Origin of the sequence: Edaphosphingomonas laterariae (assembly GCF_900188165.1) — a bacterium.
Taxonomy (GTDB): Bacteria; Pseudomonadota; Alphaproteobacteria; order Sphingomonadales; family Sphingomonadaceae; genus Sphingomonas_E; species Sphingomonas_E laterariae.
On record NZ_FZOS01000004.1, the window covers coordinates 113793 to 134229 of the forward strand.

17 protein-coding genes are annotated in these 20437 nt (G+C 63.7%); 6 read left to right on the forward strand and 11 right to left on the reverse strand.

The window, feature by feature from the left end; all coding sequences use genetic code 11:
• Nucleotides 1-129 precede the first annotated feature (129 nt).
• Together CHB74_RS05570 and CHB74_RS05575 are read left to right on the forward strand one after the other, a co-directional pair.
• A complete protein-coding gene (locus CHB74_RS05570) occupies nt 130-1725 on the forward strand; it encodes an isocitrate lyase (protein ID WP_089218727.1) in 1596 nt (531 codons plus the stop codon).
• A 303-nt stretch (nt 1726-2028) separates the two neighbouring features.
• On the forward strand, nt 2029-2586 hold the full coding sequence (locus CHB74_RS05575; RefSeq protein ID WP_089218638.1) for an HdeD family acid-resistance protein: 558 nt from the start codon (nt 2029-2031) through the stop codon (nt 2584-2586).
• A 51-nt stretch (nt 2587-2637) separates the two neighbouring features.
• On the opposite strand, the gene CHB74_RS05580 is transcribed toward CHB74_RS05575, so the two are convergent.
• The 7 genes from CHB74_RS05580 to CHB74_RS05610 form a co-directional block, all read right to left on the reverse strand.
• On the reverse strand, nt 2638-3528 hold the full coding sequence (locus CHB74_RS05580; RefSeq protein WP_089218639.1) for a phosphodiesterase: 891 nt from the start codon (nt 3526-3528) through the stop codon (nt 2638-2640).
• 152 nt (nt 3529-3680) lie between these two features.
• On the reverse strand, nt 3681-5519 hold the full coding sequence (locus CHB74_RS05585) for a cytochrome c3 family protein (protein ID WP_089218640.1): 1839 nt from the start codon (nt 5517-5519) through the stop codon (nt 3681-3683).
• 10 nt (nt 5520-5529) lie between these two features.
• Nucleotides 5530-6405, reverse strand: coding sequence for a hypothetical protein (locus CHB74_RS05590; RefSeq protein ID WP_089218641.1), 876 nt, complete (start codon nt 6403-6405; stop codon nt 5530-5532).
• A 1-nt stretch (nt 6406) separates the two neighbouring features.
• The gene (locus tag CHB74_RS05595; RefSeq protein ID WP_089218642.1) at nt 6407-8839 is read right to left on the reverse strand and encodes an NAD(P)-binding domain-containing protein; all 2433 of its coding nucleotides are present in this window, start codon (nt 8837-8839) and stop codon (nt 6407-6409) included.
• Between the two features lie 272 nt (nt 8840-9111).
• Entirely contained in the window at nt 9112-9753 is a 642-nt protein-coding gene (locus CHB74_RS05600) for an OmpA family protein (protein WP_089218643.1), read from the reverse strand.
• Between the two features lie 153 nt (nt 9754-9906).
• Nucleotides 9907-11115 carry a toll/interleukin-1 receptor domain-containing protein gene (locus CHB74_RS05605; protein ID WP_089218644.1) on the reverse strand — a complete coding sequence of 403 codons (1209 nt, stop codon included), beginning with the start codon at nt 11113-11115 and terminating at the stop codon, nt 9907-9909.
• Complete coding sequence (locus CHB74_RS05610) at nt 11112-11966, reverse strand: CPBP family intramembrane glutamic endopeptidase (RefSeq protein ID WP_245842653.1); 855 nt, start codon at nt 11964-11966, stop codon at nt 11112-11114. The genes CHB74_RS05605 and CHB74_RS05610 overlap by 4 nt, the downstream gene beginning before the upstream one ends.
• A 259-nt stretch (nt 11967-12225) precedes the next feature.
• Between CHB74_RS05610 and CHB74_RS05615 the strand changes: the two genes are divergently transcribed.
• The 3 genes from CHB74_RS05615 (at nt 12226) to CHB74_RS05625 (ending at nt 15828) form a co-directional block, all read left to right on the forward strand.
• Nucleotides 12226-13224 carry a tetratricopeptide repeat protein gene (locus CHB74_RS05615; RefSeq protein WP_179220733.1) on the forward strand — a complete coding sequence of 333 codons (999 nt, stop codon included), beginning with the start codon at nt 12226-12228 and terminating at the stop codon, nt 13222-13224.
• 14 nt (nt 13225-13238) lie between these two features.
• Nucleotides 13239-14375, forward strand: coding sequence for a non-hydrolyzing UDP-N-acetylglucosamine 2-epimerase (wecB, locus tag CHB74_RS05620; protein WP_089218645.1), 1137 nt, complete (start codon nt 13239-13241; stop codon nt 14373-14375).
• 79 nt (nt 14376-14454) lie between these two features.
• The gene (locus tag CHB74_RS05625) at nt 14455-15828 is read left to right on the forward strand and encodes a class II 3-deoxy-7-phosphoheptulonate synthase (protein ID WP_089218730.1); all 1374 of its coding nucleotides are present in this window, start codon (nt 14455-14457) and stop codon (nt 15826-15828) included.
• Between the two features lie 467 nt (nt 15829-16295).
• Here CHB74_RS05625 and CHB74_RS05630 read toward each other — a convergent pair whose 3' ends face one another.
• Complete coding sequence (locus CHB74_RS05630; RefSeq protein ID WP_089218646.1) at nt 16296-16595, reverse strand: hypothetical protein; 300 nt, start codon at nt 16593-16595, stop codon at nt 16296-16298.
• Nucleotides 16596-16597: 2 nt separating this feature from the next.
• On the reverse strand, nt 16598-17134 hold the full coding sequence (locus CHB74_RS05635) for an antirestriction protein ArdA (protein ID WP_089218647.1): 537 nt from the start codon (nt 17132-17134) through the stop codon (nt 16598-16600).
• Between the two features lie 436 nt (nt 17135-17570).
• On the opposite strand from CHB74_RS05635, the gene CHB74_RS05640 reads away from it, so the two are divergent.
• Nucleotides 17571-18065, forward strand: coding sequence for a hypothetical protein (locus CHB74_RS05640; RefSeq protein ID WP_089218648.1), 495 nt, complete (start codon nt 17571-17573; stop codon nt 18063-18065).
• Nucleotides 18066-18247: 182 nt separating this feature from the next.
• On the opposite strand, the gene CHB74_RS05645 is transcribed toward CHB74_RS05640, so the two are convergent.
• Nucleotides 18248-19570: a Fic family protein gene (locus CHB74_RS05645; protein WP_245842655.1), complete on the reverse strand. Its 1323-nt coding sequence runs from the start codon at nt 19568-19570 to the stop codon at nt 18248-18250.
• 411 nt (nt 19571-19981) lie between these two features.
• Nucleotides 19982-20236, reverse strand: coding sequence for a hypothetical protein (locus CHB74_RS05650; RefSeq protein WP_179220725.1), 255 nt, complete (start codon nt 20234-20236; stop codon nt 19982-19984).
• Nucleotides 20237-20437 lie beyond the last annotated feature (201 nt).

Sequence of the window (20437 nt, forward strand, 5' to 3'; positions counted from 1 at the left end):
AAATATTTACTGCAGCACACCGGACTGCCGTGATCCATCAACGGCACCACGTCGAAAACCATCAAATTTCGATGATCGCCGGTAATCTTTAATACAAATCTTCTCGCGCTTTCGGCGCAGGAGATGAAATTGACGTACCAGCAGCAGATTGATCAGGCGGGCCAGCTGATCGGCGGGCATAATGGCGCATGGCAGGGCATTGGCGCGGAGGCGGTTGCGCGCATGCGCCTTCAGAACCGCTTCCATACGGGGCTCGACATCGCCCGCTACACCGCCGCGATCATGCGCCGCGACATGGCGGCCTATGATGCCGATCCGGCCGCCTACACCCAGTCGCTGGGCTGTTGGCACGGCTTCATCGGCCAGCAGAAGCTGATCGCCATCAAGAAGCATTTCGGCACCACTGAGCGCCGCTACCTCTATCTTTCCGGCTGGATGATCGCCGCCTTGCGTTCCGAATTCGGACCGCTGGCCGATCAGTCGATGCACGAAAAGACCAGCGTGCCCGCGCTGATCGCGGAACTCTACACATTCCTGAAACAGGCCGACGCCCGCGAACTCGGCATGCTGTTCCGCGATCTCGACAAGGCGCGCGAAGCCGGCAATCAGGTCGAGGAACAGCGCCTCACTCAGGCGATCGACAATTACCAGACGCATGTCGTGCCGATCATCGCCGATATCGACGCCGGTTTCGGCAATGCCGAGGCAACCTATCTGCTCGCCAAGAAGATGATCGAAGCCGGCGCCTGCGCGATCCAGATCGAGAACCAGGTTTCCGACGAAAAGCAATGCGGGCACCAGGACGGCAAGGTCACGGTGCCGCATGAGGACTTCCTCGCGAAAATCCGCGCTGTCCGTTACGCCTTCCTCGAACTCGGCGTCGATGATGGCATCATCGTCGCGCGCACGGATTCGCTGGGCGCGGGCCTGACCAAGCAGATCGCCTATAGCCGCGAGGCCGGCGACCTTGGCGACCAGTATAATGCCTTCCTCGATTGCGAGGAGATCGCGGACCTTTCAACCGCGAACGGCGATGTCATCATCAACCGCAACGGCAAGCTGATGCGCCCCAAGCGGCTGCCATCCAACCTGTTCCAGTTCCGCGAAGGCACCGGCGCCGATCGCTGCGTGCTCGATTGCATCACCTCGCTCCAGAACGGTGCCGATCTGCTGTGGATCGAGACCGAGAAGCCGCATATCGAACAGATCGCCGGCATGGTCGATCGCATCCGCGAGGTCGCTCCGAACGCGAAGCTTGTCTACAACAACTCGCCGAGCTTCAACTGGACGCTCAACTTCCGTCAGCAGGCCTATGATCGCTGGGCCGAGGCGGGCCAGGACGTCTCGGCTTATGATCGCGCCCGCCTGATGAGCGTTGATTATGACGGCACCGAACTGGCGGCCGAGGCCGACGAGAAGATCCGCACCTTCCAGAAGGATGCGGCCGCGCGCGCCGGCATCTTCCACCACCTGATCACGCTGCCGACCTATCACACGGCGGCATTGAGCACCGACAATCTTGCCCGCGAATATTTCGGCGAGGCGGGCATGCTGGGCTATGTCCTCAACGTCCAGCGGCAGGAAATCCGTCAAGGCATCGCCTGCGTGAAGCACCAGAACATGTCCGGCTCCGACATTGGCGACGACCATAAGGAATATTTCGCTGGTGAAGCCGCGCTCAAGGCCGGCGGCGTCCACAACACCATGAGCCAGTTCGCCGCCTGAACGAAGCGACCGACTTGATGGAATGCCGCGTATCAACCGCCCCGGAGATGCCGGAAACTCCGGGGCGATCCATACCGCCATGGACGGCACGGCATAGCCGTGCTGCCGCACCATGGCGGACAGGATGTCGCCAGTCCGCTACGGAGATAACCGGTTCGTGCGCTGGGTGGCGAGGGACGGCTGCCAGAAGCTGACAGTCCCATCGGAAGGCGCGGAATGCGGGTCGGACGACGGCTCGCCTCCCCCCGGAACCGTATCGGCAGCGATACGTTGATCGGCCAGGGACCAAGGGAGGCAATCGCGATGAACGAGACCGTTGTCGGACAGGTCACCCGCGCGCGTGGCCGGGGTTGGGGTTGGGTGCTCGCTTACGGCATCGTTTCGATCATAATCGCCATCTGCGCCTTCATCTGGCCGTTTCCCGCCACCATCGCGGCGACATTGGTGATCGGCGCCTTCTTTCTGGCGTCCGGGTTGGTTTCGATCGCCTCCGGGCTGAGCGGCCATCATGAGACGCGCTGGTATGAGGTCATATTCGGCCTGATGTCGGCGCTGGTGGGCGCGCTGCTCGTCTTTCGGCCGATGATCGGCGCCATATCGCTGACCCTGATGGTCGCGATCTGGCTGGGCCTGCGCGGCGCGTTCGAGATTTATTGGGGCATCAAGATCCGCCGGCATCGCTGGCTGCTGATCGCCATGGGCGTGTTCAACATCCTGCTCGATATCTTCCTGCTCGCGACGCTGCCGATGACAGCGATGACGTTGCCCGGATTCATCCTGGGCGCGAGTTTCCTGTTCGGTGGCATTTCCGCGATCATCATCGCGCTCACCTGGCGGAACGTCGCGCGCGAACTAGGCTGATCCGGCGCACCAGGGGGGGGGGAGACGCCCCCCCCTAAGGGCAAGAAGCCCCTATTTGGAAACGAGACGGACGCGCGGCTTGCCGGCCATCGCCGCTCCCGGGCGTTCGTCGATCAACGCCGCCACCAGCGGCTGCATCGAAGCGTCATAGCGGGCCAGCGCGACATGCTCGTCAGCATTGTCGAAATGGGTCACCAGCCCATCGCCATTCCAGTAATGCAGCGCGAATGCCGGCGGGTCGGCGACGATCATCGGGCGCCCGTCGGGCTTGGCCGGATCCATCGGCGCCAGGGTCAACGCCACCTGCGGCGCGGTGGACGGGCAAACGGCCAGCGGCCGCCCCCGCCATCCCGTCACGATCGGGCGATGGATATGGCCGCAGATCATACCGATGATGTTGCGATGGCCGGACAGCGCCTGATCGAGCCGGATCACCCAGGGCTCATCCGCACCCGCCGTCATCCAGTCGATACCGGTGTCGATCGGCGGATGGTGCAGCACGATCACGGTCGGCCGGTCGGGCGCCTCGGCCACGCGATCGGCAAGCCATGCCGCCCGCCGTTCGCAGAAGCCGCCACCGTGGCGGCCTTCTTCCAGCGTATCGAGCACCAAGAAACGCAGCGGCCCGGTTTCGACCACATATTGGACGAAGCCGTCCGCCATCGGCACCTTGGGGAAAGCTTCGGCGAAATTGTCGCGCACGTCATGGTTGCCCACGCACATCCACACCGGGAAGGGGCAGGCAGCGAGCGCGTTGCGCAGCCGGCGGTAGGATTCGGCATCCCCCCGGTCGACCAGATCGCCGGTGGCGAAAAGCATATCGGGCCGCCGATCGAGATCGGACAGCAGGTGCAACACCTTGTCCAGCCGCTTGCGATTGAATTCGGCCGGATTGTCCGGATCGAAGCCGAGATGGATATCGGTAATCTGGGCGATCAACATAGGCCGCGGCGACCCTCTTCCCTGTTTTCTACCCGACGACGATCGGCACCGGTTGCCCCACGATGCCGATATCGGGCGGGTTTGATATGGCGGGAATCACCGCAACGGCGCTGTGATCCGCGACACAGACTGTCACGGTTATCACAACGCGGTTAATTTCGTCCTGTCACCCGGCTTTCGGTTTGCGCGCCATAGCGGCTGGCGCGCTGACCCTTGTCGCGCATGTTGCGCACCATCAATGGGGCCAGCCCGTCCATGTGGTAATCGTGGCACATCGCGCAGGACGACGGCACCGATTTCGCCGTCCGCTCACCACCATGGCAGGTGCGGCAGCTTTCGATCTTGGGCAGCAGCACATCCGCCGACGTTCCCGAGGACTTGGCGACGTGGCAGCTTTCGCACGCCTCGGTCTCGTGGCTCTTATGATCGAACCAGCCCTTCTGCATGTAGCGTTCGGGCAGACGCACCGGCACGACACCCCAATCGACCGCGCCGGGCGCGCTGGGCTGCGTCACCGTGTGGCAATCGAAACAGGCCCCGCCTTGCGAGAAGACCGCGCGGATCGCCTGATCGGCGCGTCCCGGCCGGTTGGCGGCGGCGATGTTGAAGGCCGCGCTGGTCCGCACCAGCATGGCATCGCCCGGCCGACGACGGGCCTGACCGCCAAGATTGATCGGCTGCACCGGCCCCGTCGATCGATAGAAGGCGCGCAGATCGGCCACCACCTGCTTGGGATCGCCATGGCGCAGCGTGCGGACGGTATCGCCCACCCGATCGAACGCCAGACTGTGACACATCTGGCAATTCTGCTCCATCGTCACCTTGGCAAAGCGCGCGCCGGACGCATCGGGAACGTGGCAATCGGCGCAGACCAGGCTGTCGCCAAAGCCATATTCCACCTTCATCGTCTGGGCCATGCGGGCCACGCCGTTGGTGGTGGAAAGATGCATGTCGTGCGGGAATTTCAGCCCATGATCTTCCAGCGGCCGGGCATCGAGCGAAAGGCGCTGGACGATCGGGCGGCTGCCCGCGCTCGTCATCACCGCCGGCCGGAATTGCGGGTGATCCTTTTCGAAATCGGATGCGTTCAGCACCGCCGTATCGGTCAGCCGCTTGTCCATGCCGTTATGGCAGTCGCTGCAGAAGCGCTGCTCGGTCACCGGCATCGCCTTGGCGCCTTCATGCTCGGTATGGCAGTCGACGCAGCGGCCTTCGGGGATACCGAACATGCCGGCGGTGGCGAGCTGGAACTTGGCGCCCGCGCCCTTGGCCGGCATCGCGGCGGCCAGCCGCTGCGGATCGGCATGGTCGTGCAGCGTCGAATGGCAGGCTGCGCAGCTTTCGTCGCGCACCGCCTCTCCCGGCTTGACGTGGCAGGCCTGGCAATTGTTTTCGAGATTGGCGTGGGCGAGGCTGAGCTTGCCCGACGACCACATCTCATCGGCGTGGAAGGCCACCGGGCGGCGTTCGCCGGCTTCGGCATATTGGTTGGTCGCGAACGACCAGATCGGCCAGGCCAGAAAAAGGGCCAGGACCAGAAGCCCGAGGATCCACGCCATGCGGCGGCGGCCCGGGGCAACCCCGGCCAGCGAGAAGGCGCGTTGCTCGTCACGGATTTCGGACGCTTCGGAAAGCGCGCCGACCCGCTCCACCGAAATGACGGTGTTGCCCTGATCCTCGCCCTCGCCCGCCGAAACGGTCAGCAGGTGGCTGCCGATGCGGATATTGGCGCCACGGGTAACGTCGATCGTCTCGCCCGGCGTCGACCGGCCATTGATGTCGATCGGCAGGCCCGAGATCGCGGCCACCTCGATCCGGCCGGGAGCGACTTCGCGGATCGCACCATGGCGCAGATCGACGGCCAGATCGGGCAGGTGAATATCGCAATCGGCTTCGCGCCCGATCACGATTTCCTTCTGCGTGAAGGTGCGCGGCCGAATGATCTCCCGCCCATCGGCGGTTCGCGAGATCTGGCGGACGATGAAGCTCATGCGCGCGCCCTTACCAGTAGAAGAAAACGGAGAAGATGTGCGCGAACAGCGCCGCGATCAGCGCGAAGGTCAACGGCACATGGACGTAGAGCCAGATTTCCAGCAACGCCTTCAGGCGCAGATGCTGGCGCACGCGGGCCAGTGCCGCCTCCTTGCGTTCCAGCAGCACGTCGATCCGTTCCAGCGCGTCCTGGCCGATCGCCGGACGATCGCCGGTTTCGGCGCGGATCGCCGCCTGCGCGGCGCGGGTGCCGCATTTCGGATAACGCCCGGTCAGCCGCGCGATCAGGCCACCACCAAACGGATCGTCATCCAGCGACATGCGCACGATTTCGGCATGCCGCTGGTCGAGCGGCTGCGCGGCCTCGTGCAGCTGACGATCAAGCTGGCGCAGATTGTCGAGCATCTGCATCTGCGTGGTTTCGCCGCGATTGTTGCTGAGCACGCGGGGCAATGCCGAATAGACGCCAATGCCATAGATACCGGACAGGATGACCAGCATCATCAGCACATAAGCCAGCGTGTGAACGTTCCAGCCGAACTGGAAGCCGGTGTGCAGCGTCGCCACGATGATCAGCGAAAGGCCGAGATAGACGTGGGCGGACGTCCACGCCTTGAGCGACCAGCGCCCCGGCGTCATCGTCCTTTTGCGCACGCCCAGCATCGTCAGCCACAGGATCAGGCCTGCGCCGATGGTGCCCAGCAGATAGCCATACCAGCTGCCGCCATTGGGCCGTGGCCTGGCGTCATGGAATGCGTAGATCAGGATGGCCGTGAACGAGAGGAGCAGCGCGATCTTCAGCCAGCGATAGCCGGCATAGCGCAAGAACCCCTCATGCTTGGAACCGCCCTCGACGGCGAGTTGCCTTACCCCCCGTGTCGCCACCCTAGCCTTCCCCCCGATCCAGTTTGGCCACCGTCAGGAACGCCTCCGGCGCGACGCGGATCGCGGCGCCCGTGGGGCATGCGCGCACGCAGGCGGGGCCGCCCTCGATCCCCGAACACATGTCGCACTTGATGGCCTTTTTCGGCTTTTCCACGCCCGGCTCGGCATTGGCATAAGCCCATTCATGGCTTGGTTCGCCCGGCCCCGGCCCCTTGCCGAACAGGAACCAGCTCAACAGACCCGGCTTCTTCGGCGGCACCTTGTCCATGCGGATCACGCCATAGGGGCAGTTGCGCTGGCAATTGCCGCAGCCGATGCAGGTATCGTCGATGAACACTTCGCCATCGGGCCCGCGATGGATCGCGTTGGGCGGGCAATCGGCCATGCAATGCGGATGTTCGCAATGCCGGCACGATGTCGGTACATGCAGGTGCGCGTAGGTCCGCCCCGCTTCGCGATCGAGCCGCGACAGCCCTTCGTGGCTGTCGGCGCACGCCTTTTCGCAATTGTCGCAGCCGACGCAGAGATTTTCGTCAATCAACAGCACGTCGGTCGCTTCGCCCACGCCCTGTTCGACCAGGAAGTTGGCGACCGACGAATACATGTCGACGACCGAGGAGAAGCTGTCTTTCTTGGCTTCGACGAAGGCGTTGAGGTCCTGCCGCTGAGCCATGTCCTTCCGGGCTTTGTCCAGCAGATCGGGCTTGCGCGCCAGCAGCCGCTTGAACGCCTCGCCGTCCAGCCGGATCACTTCGGACTTGATCGCCGCGCGCACCGTGGCGGTGCGCTTGCCGCCGTCGATCACCGCCATTTCGCCGACATAGGAACCGGCCGGCAGATAAGAGAGGAACACCGGCTTGCCGCCGATATTCTTTTCCACCACCATCGATCCGACACGGATGACGAAGATGTCGCAGCCATCATCGCCTTCGTTGATGATCGCCTTGCCGGCGCTCACCGATTCCACCTTCGCGGTGCTCGTCACTTCGGTCAGATCGTCGGGCGTCAGGCCCGATCCGAACATCTGGAGCAGCTGCCGCTCGGTCGAGATGCGCGTCACCACGCGCTTGGCGCCCGGGTTCGACGCCATCAGCTTGAGCGCGGCGGTGCGCGACACTTCGACCAGGATCGAATCCTCGGCGGCACGGATCGTGGCCCCCCGGCGGCGGCCGGAGATCAGGCCGACCTCACCGAAGATCGAACCGCGACCGATCTTCACGCGGCCCGCCACGTCGACCGAGCCGGATGCGATGCCGAAAAGCGACGATCCGGGATCGTCCTTCTCGAACACGGTTTCGCCGATGCGATAGGCGCGCACGTCGGAATCGAGCATGAACTCGCGCATCTGCAGCGGCGAAAGATCGTTCAGGATTTCCACATTGGTGCGCAGGAATTCCAGCCACTCGTCAACGGTGCGCTGACGCGGCAGGCCCTTGAACTTGGCTTCGAGAATGGGCTCGTCGGCGGGCTTCAGCGTCGTGTTGCCGTTGATGATCTCAACGACGTCATAGCCCTGGTTCATGCAGTGCTTGATCAGCGGATAGCCCGCCAGCGCGCCGATGATGTAGATGCCCGGCGCCGTCGTGCTTTCGAACGTCGCGCTCAGCTTGGGAAACGCCTCGCGATCCTCGCTGGTGAATTCGATGCCGCAGCTTTCGATGAACTTGCGCGGCGCGGCCGACCCCATGCGGGCGATGATCCGATCGCAACGGATGCGGGTTTCGCCGTCGCGCGTGTCGAGCGTCAGGTAGCCCGGTTCCACCTTCTGCGGCGTCGTGTCGGTCAACACCGAAAGGCGGCCGGCATCGCGCATGCCGAACAGGCCCTTGACGTTGGCATCCTTGGCGCGGCTGAAATCGGCGGACCGGTTGAGGATGGTGACGATGTTGCGCTGCGCCGGATCCTGCGCCAGCCCGACGGCATTCTCGATGCCTGCGTCGCCCGAACCGATGATCGTGATATGTTCGTCGACATATTCGCCGGGATCATCGAGCTGATACTGGACGTGCGGTAGATCGCCGCCCGGAATCCGCAGCAAATTGGGGTTGCCCTGCGTGCCGATCGCCATGATCACGGCTTCAGCCTTGATCACGCTGCCATCGGTCAAGGTCAGCGTGAAATCGCCCTTGGCGCCGGCAATCGCCTTCACCTCGGCATGCATGCGGACGTTGATCTTGGTTTCGGCCGCCTGCCGATCCCAGATTTCCAGAATCGCCTCGCGCTTGCCGGCGTCGAAATCGAGGTCCGAGCGCAGCACAAGCTGGCTCGGCGTCGCCATGACGTGCTTGCCCTTCTGATATTTGAAGATCGTATCCGAAAGGTGATCGGTCTTTTCGAGCAGGACATGGGCAATGCCCAGCTGCGCCGCACGCGCGGCGGCGCTCAGCCCAGCCGGCCCCGAGCCGACGATGGCGATGCGATAGGCCTCTGCCACTGGTCCCCCTGTTCACCCAACAAGCTGGCCCTTGTTGGGCCCGACGCGCGCATGGTCCATCGTTGTGGACCTTTGATTATTGGTGCGAACCCTGTTTCACTTTATCATCTTGAGCGGCAACCGCCAGATCGCACCATGGCAGAAAAATCGTTTCATCGAAATGAAATCCGTTGCTTGCGGTCCGCCACTCGCAAAAAAACGAACCCGGCCGCACCATGGCCGGCCGGGTTCGGAAATATCGTCCGCCGCGACGGCGTGACGGTGGCCATCGCCTAGAGCAGCACCGCCATCACGCGGCGGTTTTCAGGCGCCGTCGCCGGCTTGCCGGCCAGCGGCCTGGACGATCCATAGCCCACCACGTCGAGCCGGTTGCGCGCCACACCCGAAGCCGAAAGATAATCGGCAACGGCCTGCGCGCGGCGGCGCGAAAGATCCTGGTTCACCGCGGCAGAGCCCGAGGCGTCGGTATGCCCTTCGATGCGCAAGCGACGACCGTTGAGCTTCGGACCGCCCAGAACCTGGGCATATTTGGCAAGGCGCGCCTTGGCCGGATCGGTCAACACCGCCGAATTGGGCATGAAGGTAAGGCCAAGATCGGACGAGCCGACCTGCGTCGGACGCGCGACCCGCTGGGTCGGCGCCGGCTGCGGCGCGCTCGCCACGCGGGTCGGCTGCGGGGCGCTGGCGGTGGTGCCCGCCCGCTGGAAGGTGAAGCCACGGGTCTTGCCGCCACGGGGCGTGCCGGTGGCCGTGGCGGGATCGGCCTGAGCCGCGTTGGGATCGGCGATTTCCTGCGCGCAATCCCCCGTCAGATCGCAGAGGATCTGCGCCGATTCCGGGTCCGATTGCGCCATGGCCGGCGTGGTTGCCGCAAGCACGAAACCGATAACCCCCAAGCTGACGACCAGCTTCATTGCAACAATCCTTTCAGCGTGCGGGATGGCCCCGCGATCATATCGTCCGGCCGGGATCGCCACAACGATCAACCCGTCCTGATGAGCGTAATGGACCGTCCCGGTGATTCGATCAGTGATTTGCATCACCGGGATCAACAAATTGCGAACGCGCTATTTCGGGTCGATGCGGAACCACACCATGTCCGCATCCCATTCGCCGCCGGCCGTCGCCTCGCGCAGCGTGCTGGCGAATTCGGCCGAACCCTGAACGGTGCCCTGCGGCATGGCCTTGGCCAGCGGGCGATCACCAACGACCACAAACAGGCCGGTCCAGCCCAGATGATCGGGATAGATGTTGAATTCCCACTTGCCGTCCGCCTGCTTGACCAGGCCGACATCGGCATCCTTCAGCGCATCGATCGATGTGGCATCCGGCAACGCCCAGGTGACGACGCCCGAAGGCTCGACGCCAAACAGCGCGATCGACTTGTCCTTGGCGTCGAGCGTGATTTCCACGCGCGCCAGCGACTGCTTGGTCGCAGGATCGAGGAAGAAGGGTTCGCCCGTCACGCGCAGACGGCCACCGGGCGATTTGCGCAGGCGGCGCGGCTCGTCGATCGCCGGGCATTCGCGCGGATCGATCTGCGCCACCTTGTCGATGACAACCTCCTGCACGGCCAGGCCCTCGGCCTGGGCGAGCTGGATGACGGTCGCCTGCGCGGCGGCGGGATCGCCGGCCACGCCGATCAGCCCAATCCGGCCATCCTCTCCCGTCCGCACGGGATCGACATGCAGCCACGCGCAGGAAATCTCGGCAAGCTTCGGTTCCACCTTGTCGGCCAGCGTGGGCGCGGCGCTGCGGAACAGGAAGAAGGCGATCGCGCCGATCATCGCGACGGCGACGGCGATGCCGACGATCAGCCCCTTGTTGACCGGCGCCTTGGGCGGCGGCGGCGGCGGCGGCAACGCGGCCGGCGCGGCCTGCCCCTTTTCCATGAAGTCCCGCACGCCCTGCACGATCGCGGCGACACCGCCGGCCGATCCGTTGAACGGCGCGACATCGATGGGATCATAGCCGCCAAAGCCGAAGGGCAGTTCCACCTTATCCAGCAACACGCCCAGATAGGCGCCCCGCCCCTTCGCGGCCTCGGCCTCGTCGATCACGTCCTGGCCGGTGCTGTGGTCGACCGACGTGCGCGACCAGCCGGCCAGGCACAGCTTGGCCGCTTCCATCGCCTCGGCGATCGCGGCCTTGCGTTCCTGCCCCGGCTGAATGTCGCGATCCCACCAGACGCTGTAGCCGGCGGCCCGCAGCCCCTGCACGATCGCCTCGGCACGATCGCCGTCGGCCACCGCATAGGAAAGGAAAATATCACTCATGCGCGTGCCTCCGCCTGTTGCCCGGCATGCGCCCCATCAGGCCGCCCGCGCATCAGCGCCAGCGGCAGGATGAGCAGGATGAGCACGACACTCAGCACCAGACTTGCATTGAAACCGTCCACCGATCCCCCCAAGATCGCGGGGCCAACCAGATCGAAGTCGAAAATCGCCCCGAAATCGCCCAGCCCCGGGTTTGGAGATATGCCGACCAGCATCTCCTCCCCCCAATTATAGCCAAAATGCGCCAAGGTCGGCGCGAGCAGGCCGCTCGTGCGGAGCGCCAGCAGGCCGAACCATATGCCCGCAAGCGTGATGTTCAAGAGCGATACCGGATCGCGCCACCCGCCAAGGACGTGAATCAAGGTAAAGGTGAGCGCGGTGAGCAGCACACCCAGCCAAGCACCCCATGCGCGGGTCAGCAGCGGCTGGAGCAGGCCGCGTAGCAGCACCTCTTCACCCAGCACCTGTATCGCGACGACGATCAGGCCGATCGCCAGCGCCGGCGCCGCCACCTCGGCCGCCCCCGGCACCACCGCACCGGCCATCGCGGCCACCGCCAGCGCGGCCAGCACGGCGACGACCCCGCTCGGCAGCGCGATCAGCACCAGCGCCGGACGACGACGGCCAAGCCGGAACGGGCGACGGAAGACGATCAGGCCGATCAACGCCAGCGCGAGCACCGCCGCCGGAATGCCAAGGCGCCCGCCCAGCGCCCCATGCACACCGGCCAGCGCGGCACCCACGTTTTCCGCAATTGGCTGGGCCAGCCCCATCAATATCGCGATGCACCCCGCCAGCACCCAGATGATGGCCGCCACCGCCTTCGCGCTATCGCCCCACCAATGCGCCATGGGCCGGGACGCGTTCATGCGAGACATGCCGCGCGGGCAGAAGGACAGTAGCCGTTTCCAGGCGCGATCGCGTGACGCGATGAATGTTCAGCCAATTTCACCCCCCATCGGCCGTCCCCATCTGCCGATCCAGTCGCCGGCATCGGGGCCGCATGAAACGGTTATTTGCCCTTTCCATGCACCGGCCACTCTATCATTCCAGCCGACTTGCGCTAGACTGCAAAAGATCAAGTGTCGGTAAACGGGGAATATCATCAATATGGTTGACGAGGCTAAGCCGGCGGCGCCGGACGACGCGAAGACGGTCGTCACGGTCGATCGGCATGATAATGGCCTGCGCTTCGGACGCATCGCGCTGATCGCGGCGGCCGTCATCGCCCTCGTCGCGATCGGGTTTCAGGTGTGGAAAAGCCGCGCCGACGGCGAAACCGCGCCGGCGTCATCGGTTCCCGACATGCCCCCCCAGGCCGATGTGTCGTCGATGATCGCGCAGCTTGAAAAGAAGCTCGAAGAAAATCCCGCCGACGCCGAAGGATGGCGAATGCTCGGCTGGTCCTATTATCGCACCGAACGATTTGCCGATGCCGTCACCGCTTATCGCAAGGCGACCGAAGCCGATCCGAAGAATGCCGAAGGCTGGTCGGCGCTCGGCGAAGCGATGATCCTCGCCATGCCGCCCAACGTGCCCGCCGCCGTGCCGGTCGAGGCGGAGAGCGCCTTCCGCAAGGCGCTGGCGATCGAGCCCGCCAATCCGCGCGCGCGCTATTTCCTGGCCGTGAAGAAGGATATGGCCGGCGATCACAAGGGCGCGATCGACGACTGGATCGCACTTCTGAAGGACACGCCGGCCGGCGCGCCCTGGGAAGCCAATGTTCGCCAGACGATCATGCAATCGGCCGCCCAGAACAAGATCGACATTGCCGGACGCCTGCCCGAGCCAGCCGCGCCCGCGCCATCCACCGCGACCGACGGCATCCCCGGCCCGACGCGTGAGGACATGGCGGCCGCCGCGTCATTGCCGCCCGGCCAGCAGGACGCGATGGTGCGCGGCATGGTCGACGGCCTTGCCGCCAAGCTCAAGGCCGATCCGAAGAATGCCGATGGCTGGCTGCGCCTGATGCGCAGTTACATGGTGCTGGACGACAAGAAGGCCGCCGCGCAGGCGCTGGTCGACGCGCGCGCCGCCTTTGCCGGTGATGCCGATACGCTCACCCGGATCGGCGATGGTGCCCGGCAGCTCGGAATCCCCGGCGCCTGATCCGTATCCTCGCCATCGCCGGCACCCGGCCGGAGGCGATCAAGCTCGCGCCGCTCTGCCGGGCGGCGCGGCTGCGGCCGGAAATTGATCTCCGGCTGGTCGCCACCGGCCAGCATGGCAAGCCGTTCGACGATGTGATGGCCGCCTTTGGCGAGCGGGTGGACGGCAATCTCGCGCTGATGGAACCGGGGCAGACGATCGAGCAGCTGGCCGATCTGATCGCAGCCGATCTCCCCAGCCTCGCCGCCCGGCTTCGCCCCGACATGCTTCTTGTCCAAGGCGACACGACAAGCGCGTGGGCCGCAGCCCTTTCAGCCTCACGGATCGGCCTGGCGGTCGGCCATGTCGAGGCAGGGTTACGAAGCCACGACCTGACCCGGCCCTTTCCCGAAGAACGCAACAGGGTGGAGATCGACGCGATCTCCGCCCTTTTATTTGCCCCCACCGCCGAGTCCGCCGCCAATCTCGCGGCCGAACCCGCCATTCGCGGCCGCGTGGTCGTGACCGGCAATACCGGGATCGATGCGCTGCTGACCATCCGGCGCATGATCAATGGCTGGACGCTCCACGACAACGCGGTGCGCACGATCCTCGTCACCTGCCATCGGCGCGAGAATATCGGCGCGGGCATCGCCGCCATCTGCGCGGCGCTGCAACGCATCGCCCGGCGCCCCGACGTGCGGATCATATTGCCGATGCACCCCAACCCCGCCGTGCACGGCGCCATCGCGCAGGCGCTCGGTTCGACGCCACGGATCGAGCTGCACCCGCCCTTCGATTATCCGACGATGGTGCAGATGATGGACGGCGCCCACCTGATCCTCAGCGATTCGGGCGGATTGCAGGAGGAAGCGCCGGCGCTCGGCGTGCCGCTGCTCGTGCTGCGCGACAATAGCGAGCGGCCGGAGGTATTTGCGAGCGGCAACGCCCGGCTGGTCGGCACCGATGCCGATCGCATCGTCGCCGCGACGTTCGAACTGCTCGACGATCCGGCGGCGCATGCCGCCATGTCGCAGCCCGCTTTTCCTTATGGCCGGGGCGATGCATCCGAACGCATCCTCGACGCGATCGAGGACTGGCACGCAACACAATGGCCCGGAAGCGTGGCCGAACGCGCAATTTCCTATCGGTTGCCCCCCATCCAAGCCTAGCTTCATTGCCCCCAAGTGCCTCGGCGCTTGCCTTCCGCCCTCCCCTCCCCCAAGGGGATCGGACGAAAGGATGATGAACATGGCGACGAACTGGACGCCCGAAAGCTGGACCAGCCACGAAGCACGGCAGATGCCCGAATATACCGACACGGCGGCGCTTGACCGCGTGACGGGCGAACTCGCGCAATATCCGCCGCTGGTCTTTGCCGGCGAGGCGCGCGCGCTCACCGCGGATCTGGCACAGGTGGCGGCCGGCAAGGCATTTCTGCTCCAGGGCGGCGATTGCGCCGAAAGCTTTGCCGAATTCCATCCGAACAACATTCGCGACACGTTCCGCGTCATCCTGCAGATGGCGGTTGTCCTCACTTATGCGTCGAAGCTGCCGGTGGTGAAGGTGGGCCGCATGGCCGGCCAGTTCGCCAAGCCGCGTTCGGCCAATACCGAGGAAGTGGATGGCGTTTCGCTGCCGAGCTATCGCGGCGACATCGTCAACGACATCGCGTTCGAGGCGGCCGCGCGGGAGCCCGATCCCGAACGCATGGTCCGCGCCTATAATCAGGCGGCGGCGACGCTGAACCTGCTGCGCGCCTTCGCGCAGGGCGGCTATGCCAATCTCCACCAGGTCCACGCCTGGACGCTCGATTTCATGGGCCGCAGCCCCTGGGCCGCGCAATATCAGAACGTGGCCGACCGGATCGGCGACGCGCTGGACTTCATGGCCGCCTGCGGGATCAATCCGCAGACGGTGCCGCAGCTCAACGGCACCAATTTCTACACCAGCCACGAAGCGCTGCTGCTCCGCTACGAACAGGCGCTGACCCGGCGGGATTCGCTGACCGGCGACTGGTACGACACGTCGGCCCACATGCTGTGGATCGGCGATCGCACCCGCTTCGAAGGGTCCGCGCATGTGGAATATCTGCGCGGCATCGGCAACCCGATCGGCCTGAAGTGCGGCCCGAGCCTTGAGCCGGACGCGCTGCTCCGCCTGCTCGATACGCTCGATCCGGCGCGCACGCCGGGCCGCATCACGCTGATCACGCGCTACGGCCACGACAAGATCGAAAAGCACCTGCCCGCGCTCGTCCGCGCGGTGAAGCGCGAAGGGCGCCCGGTCGTCTGGTCGTGCGATCCGATGCACGGCAATGTCGTGAAGGCCAATAACGGCTACAAGACGCGGCCGTTCGAACGCATCCTCGCCGAAGTACGCGGCTTCTTCGCCGTGCACCGCGCGGAAGGCACGCATGGCGGCGGCATCCACGCCGAAATGACCGGCCAGAACGTCACCGAATGCACCGGCGGCGCGATCGACATCACCGAACAGAGCTTGGCCGATCGTTATCACACGCATTGCGATCCCCGTCTCAATGCGGGCCAGTCGATCGAACTCGCCTTCCTGCTGGCCGAAATGCTCAATCAGGAAATGCGCGAGCGCGAGAAGGCCGCCGCCTGAACGCAGGCAATCGTCGGAAACATCAGGCGCGGGGGCGAAAGTCTCCGCGCCTTTTCTTTTGGATGGGGCGGATCGAACCCGACAGGGGCTCGCAAGGCCGAACGGCCAAATCTCTCGTCAGGGGAAAGCCAGCGCGGTCGATGTCAGCAGCGGAAGCTGAGCCACGCTAAAAAGTGGTGCGGGCGGTCGGGCTCGAACCGACACTCCTTGCGGAACCGGATTTTGAGTCCGATAATGGCTAGGCCATCTTACTGAATTTTAAGCGGTTTTCAAGAGAAATTGTGCCGGTGTGCTAATCTTTGTGCTAAACGGACACTTCAAGCACAGTAGCTTTTTCAGGGGTTAGACCCGTGGCGCTGGCTTGTCCAGCGCCCGAATGAGCGCGGCGCAGCCGCGCAGGGCGGGGTTACGGGGCTAGGGGCGTATGGAAGGCCGCGCGGCGACGCGCGCGGCCTTCCCTTTCCCGCCTAAAACAGCACGCCTTGGCGGCTGTTTTCGACATAGCGCCGCCAATCCGGCCTCGCCGCCTCCTCGTCCAGCCATGCGATAACCTGCGCCACCACGTCGCCGCCGTTGGCTTCGACAGTGCCGCAAGGGTGGAAATGGGAGCGGTAGCCCGTTTCCGTGATCGGTAGCGGTGCGCGGGGCGGCTGGATGCTGGTAATTTCAAGATGAGCGATAACGCCGCCAAATTGACGGGGGCAATAAATCGCCTCGATCTCGATGCCCTGCCATGTGAAGCGGTGGATTTGGGGTTGCTGCTCCATTGTCAGCACCCCGCGAAGATATGCACCACGTCCCATGCGGTGCTGACGGTGAAAAGGTCGCCGTTCAATTCGGCATCCCGCGCCATCGCCTGATAATCGACATAGTAGCGAAGCGATTGGGGAATCTCGGTCGTGTCCTCCGTCACCTCCTGCATATAGTCGGCAAGGCTGGCATATGCGCCAAGGTGACGATCTTCCAACGCCTCCCGCGCCTCGGCCAAGTCGCCGCTATAATAGTCCAGCACCGCCGCACCGATTTCGCCATGATCGGCAAGAAAGCTGGCAAGATCGCTGACGCGCTCAAAGCCGGTGTGTTCCTCGATGCGGACGCCGCCGAATCCCTCGTAATCGTGGATTGCCCATTCTTCCGCGCCCTCGACGGGTGAAGCCGCCAGCATATCGCGCACGGCGTCATAGATCGCCCAAGGCTCCTGCGCGGCGTCAATCCATGCGCCATGCAGATAGCCGTTATTATAGGCCGCAAGACAGGCCACATATATGCGGGGTTGTTCGGTGCCGGTGGTGATGGTTGCTCCCATTTCTATTCTCCTTGGGTTTGGGTTTCAGGTCGCGTTCTGAAACCCTGCCTCGTGGCGAACAGCGGAGAGTGAGGGAGCAAGGTCCGGTGCCGGGGGTGGTGCGGGCGCAACGAAGTGAGCCTCGGCCCCAAAGCGGCACCTTGCAGGGAGAGAGAGGCAGAGCCTCTTTCTTCCTCGAAAACAGGGAGAACCGCGCCGCTGGCGGCGCTCGTCAATGGGGCGGCAAGCCGCCCCTATCCCGCGTCCGGGATTGTCACCTGCATGGACGGAAGCCATGCAAGGGGGTTTCGTCGCACAGCGATAAAACCTGCACGAAGTGAGCGCCGAGCGAAATCACGTATACTGCCGCTGTAAATAAATAATTAATAGTATTTATGTATTATTCAAGTAAGCTAACAACAATAATATACAAAATCTGTCGGTTTAGAGGGTATTAATGTCTAAGTTTTACAATGAGAACGAGAAAATCATGGGAAACATGATTGCATATGATCCGGTCAAAGGGGATTATAAGAACATTACCTTCGGCGGTGATTTTGATAATTTACGCAACAATGCCCATGACATGAATATCGAGATTGTCAAAATCATGAACTCGACTGACCCGAGGATGGAGCGCGTTATCCCCTCCGACATCTATGTAGTGGGTCATGGACCAGCGATTATCGACGAGAAAGGGAAATTGCTGGCGGTTTATGGGGCGTCCCCGTTAGCGAGCGAGCTGACCACCCTCATCAATGACAGGATCGAGAAATTCGGGCGCGATGGCGTCGTGAGCGTTCCGGCCCACGATATTGTCAACGCTGTGCGCCATGAGGATGTAAACCGGCTGGGCAGACAGGTTGAAGCGCAGGTCCAGTCACGGCAAGAATTTGAACGCTGCACCAGCGGTGCCTCGACCAATATGAAGGCTTCGGCTCCCGGAAGATAAGCCCGCCTACGACTCAGGACGCCGCGCAATTCCCCATGCGGGGTGTGGAATTATACAAAGAGTTGCGCGCTCTTTGACAAACTGGCCGGACTTGATGGTGTTGTCCGGCTGATCGGTCGCCCCGCTGTTCCAACGGCAGCGGGGCGATTGCTTCCTCACCCCATGTTCGTTGGCGCGGCTATTCATGCTTTCGGGATGCGCAGCTTGGCGTCAGCGCCTTCGGCAAAGGCATTGGTGTCCTCAAGCATGGCGCGGGCGCTCTCGAATGTGCGCCAGTCGATCATGCCGGTATAGCTTTGCGCCACGTCCAGCATACGAATGAGCGGTGCGGCTTGGCCGTTCTTGGAAAAAGCCTTGAGTGCCCCAAGATAATCGGTGCGATAGGCCGTGGGGATGATGATGCGCTCCTGCCCCGCCGCGACCAGTTCGGCGTTCATCATGATGCGGGCGGTGCGCCCGTTACCATCGGCAAAGGGATGCACCTCGCTGACCAGCATCATCATAAACACGGCTCGCTGGAAGGGTTCTTCCAGCGCCCGGTAAAACGCGAAACCGCGCTCAAGGGTGCCATTGACCAGTTCGGGCGCAACAAAGACCGTGCTGCCCGCCTGATTGGTTTTCGTTTTGAAGATACCGGGATGCTTGTCGGGTCGCGCCTGCATCAAGGTTGCATGACGGCGGCGCAGGAGTGCATCCAGTTCATCGGCACTGGCGGGAAGGATGCTCATGTCCTGCGCATCGGACACGATGCGGAACGTGCCAAGCACGTCATGGGCATCTTCGGGACGTTCGGAGGGGATCGCGCCTTCAAAGACGATCTCGCGGGCTTCGCTGACGCTGAACTCGGTGCCTTCGATGAAGTTTGAGAAATAGGCTTCAAAGAAAGCGAGATTGGCAGTCGCCTCGTCACCCTGCGCGGACGCAGGACGCGGCGCGGGAATGGCGTCGCGCAGCGCGCCAAACAATGCCTCGAACAGCACGATGCGGTCGGGGTCAAATGGCTGACCGGCGGCGCGGGCTTTGCCCACGTCGCTTTCGGCCCTGGCCTCGCGGGTGCCAAGGAACGCGCCGATCAGGTCGTTCAGAGCATCGTATTCGGCCTCAAGGCCAAGTTCGGGCGCGATGGCGCGCGCGTCATCGCGCAGCTTGTTGAGCGCGCCCTCTCCCTGTGTGCGCAACAGCGCATCAAGGCGCTGCTCCAGTTCCTCGCGGGTCAATGTGCGCGTGACACGTCCGCCGCGCGCGCGCGATGCGCGCATATTTTCAAGATAGGCGCGCGGCGTCGAGGCCAGCCGCGCGCCGCCGATAAAGGGCTTGTCGTTGTCGATGGCTCCCGCTCCCTGACGCGGGCGAAGGGTCAGGCCGGGAAGCTGCGTTTCGGAACCCTTTTCGGATATGAGAAAAACGGAACCATCCTCGGCGGGCTTGTTCTCAAGCGCGGTGCGGTCGGTAATGAGCGCATCGGGATAGTAGCTGGTAATCAGGTGATACCAGTTGCGGCGCACCAGCCGTTCGGGATTTTCGGTGAGATTGCGGGTATAGAGGCGCGAGCCGATGCGGCGTAGCTCGCCACGGGCGACGGCATCATAAACGGCCTTGGATATGGCCGTATGCGAGACGAATACTTCGGGATAGGTGCCAGCGGAAAATTCGGACATTAAGCGCGCCTTTCCACGCCAGTTTACCGAATTTTCCTTACTTAAGGAAGAAAAATCACGAAAAAATACAACTTAAGAGCACAAGAGAGGAAAATTCCGGCTTAAGACGCACCTCCGGCGCGGTGACGCCGAATTTTCCTGTGATAAAGACCGGATATTCCGAAAATATCAGACTTAAGCATATTCGCCGCACGATATGCGGTGAATATGGCGGTTATTCACCGCAGCGGACGGCAAAGGCCGGATGGCCGGGGGCGCTTAGCGCCCACCGGCTTTCCTTCTGGCGGTCGCCGCAGCCTTAGGGGCTGGGGCGACAGTGTCGGCCTTGGGCTTGGGGCTGTAAGCCCGCATGACGATGCGGCCTTGCAGCGGCACGGCTTCGCAGCGGATATTGAAGCCCTTGCCGTCGCGGTTCGGCCATGCCGCGCCGATCTTGGTCCAGCTTGCGGCCTGCCCGTTGCCATCGACGCGATAGAGGATGAAAGCGGGGCTGTTGGTGGTTTCGGTGGTCATGTCGGTTCTCCTTGTGGCTCTGAGCCGCAACCGTTGCGGCAGATGTGGAGAACAAGGCGCGGCCAAGAGGTCGCGGGGTCATGCTGACCGTAGGGAACCCGACAGGGGAAGCTGCACAAATGCAATGCGGAAGCGCCCGCGATTGACGCCCGATCTGGCCAAGCCAGTGAATCCACGCATGAGGCCAGTGACGTTCGCGGC

What these genes read in the sequence shown, in the direction of transcription:
- CHB74_RS05575 (WP_089218638.1), top strand. Translation starts at nt 2,029, where the DNA reads ATGAACGAGACCGTTGTCGGACAGGTCACCCGCGCGCGTGGCCGGGGT.
- CHB74_RS05580 (WP_089218639.1), bottom strand. Translation starts at nt 3,528, where the DNA reads ATGTTGATCGCCCAGATTACCGATATCCATCTCGGCTTCGATCCGGAC.
- CHB74_RS05585 (WP_089218640.1), bottom strand. Translation starts at nt 5,519, where the DNA reads ATGAGCTTCATCGTCCGCCAGATCTCGCGAACCGCCGATGGGCGGGAG.
- CHB74_RS05600 (WP_089218643.1), bottom strand. Translation starts at nt 9,753, where the DNA reads ATGAAGCTGGTCGTCAGCTTGGGGGTTATCGGTTTCGTGCTTGCGGCA.
- CHB74_RS05605 (WP_089218644.1), bottom strand. Translation starts at nt 11,115, where the DNA reads ATGAGTGATATTTTCCTTTCCTATGCGGTGGCCGACGGCGATCGTGCC.
- CHB74_RS05610 (WP_245842653.1), bottom strand. Translation starts at nt 11,966, where the DNA reads ATGGCGCATTGGTGGGGCGATAGCGCGAAGGCGGTGGCGGCCATCATC.
- CHB74_RS05615 (WP_179220733.1), top strand. Translation starts at nt 12,226, where the DNA reads ATGGTTGACGAGGCTAAGCCGGCGGCGCCGGACGACGCGAAGACGGTC.
- CHB74_RS05625 (WP_089218730.1), top strand. Translation starts at nt 14,455, where the DNA reads ATGGCGACGAACTGGACGCCCGAAAGCTGGACCAGCCACGAAGCACGG.
- CHB74_RS05630 (WP_089218646.1), bottom strand. Translation starts at nt 16,595, where the DNA reads ATGGAGCAGCAACCCCAAATCCACCGCTTCACATGGCAGGGCATCGAG.
- CHB74_RS05635 (WP_089218647.1), bottom strand. Translation starts at nt 17,134, where the DNA reads ATGGGAGCAACCATCACCACCGGCACCGAACAACCCCGCATATATGTG.
- CHB74_RS05640 (WP_089218648.1), top strand. Translation starts at nt 17,571, where the DNA reads ATGTCTAAGTTTTACAATGAGAACGAGAAAATCATGGGAAACATGATT.
- CHB74_RS05650 (WP_179220725.1), bottom strand. Translation starts at nt 20,236, where the DNA reads ATGACCACCGAAACCACCAACAGCCCCGCTTTCATCCTCTATCGCGTC.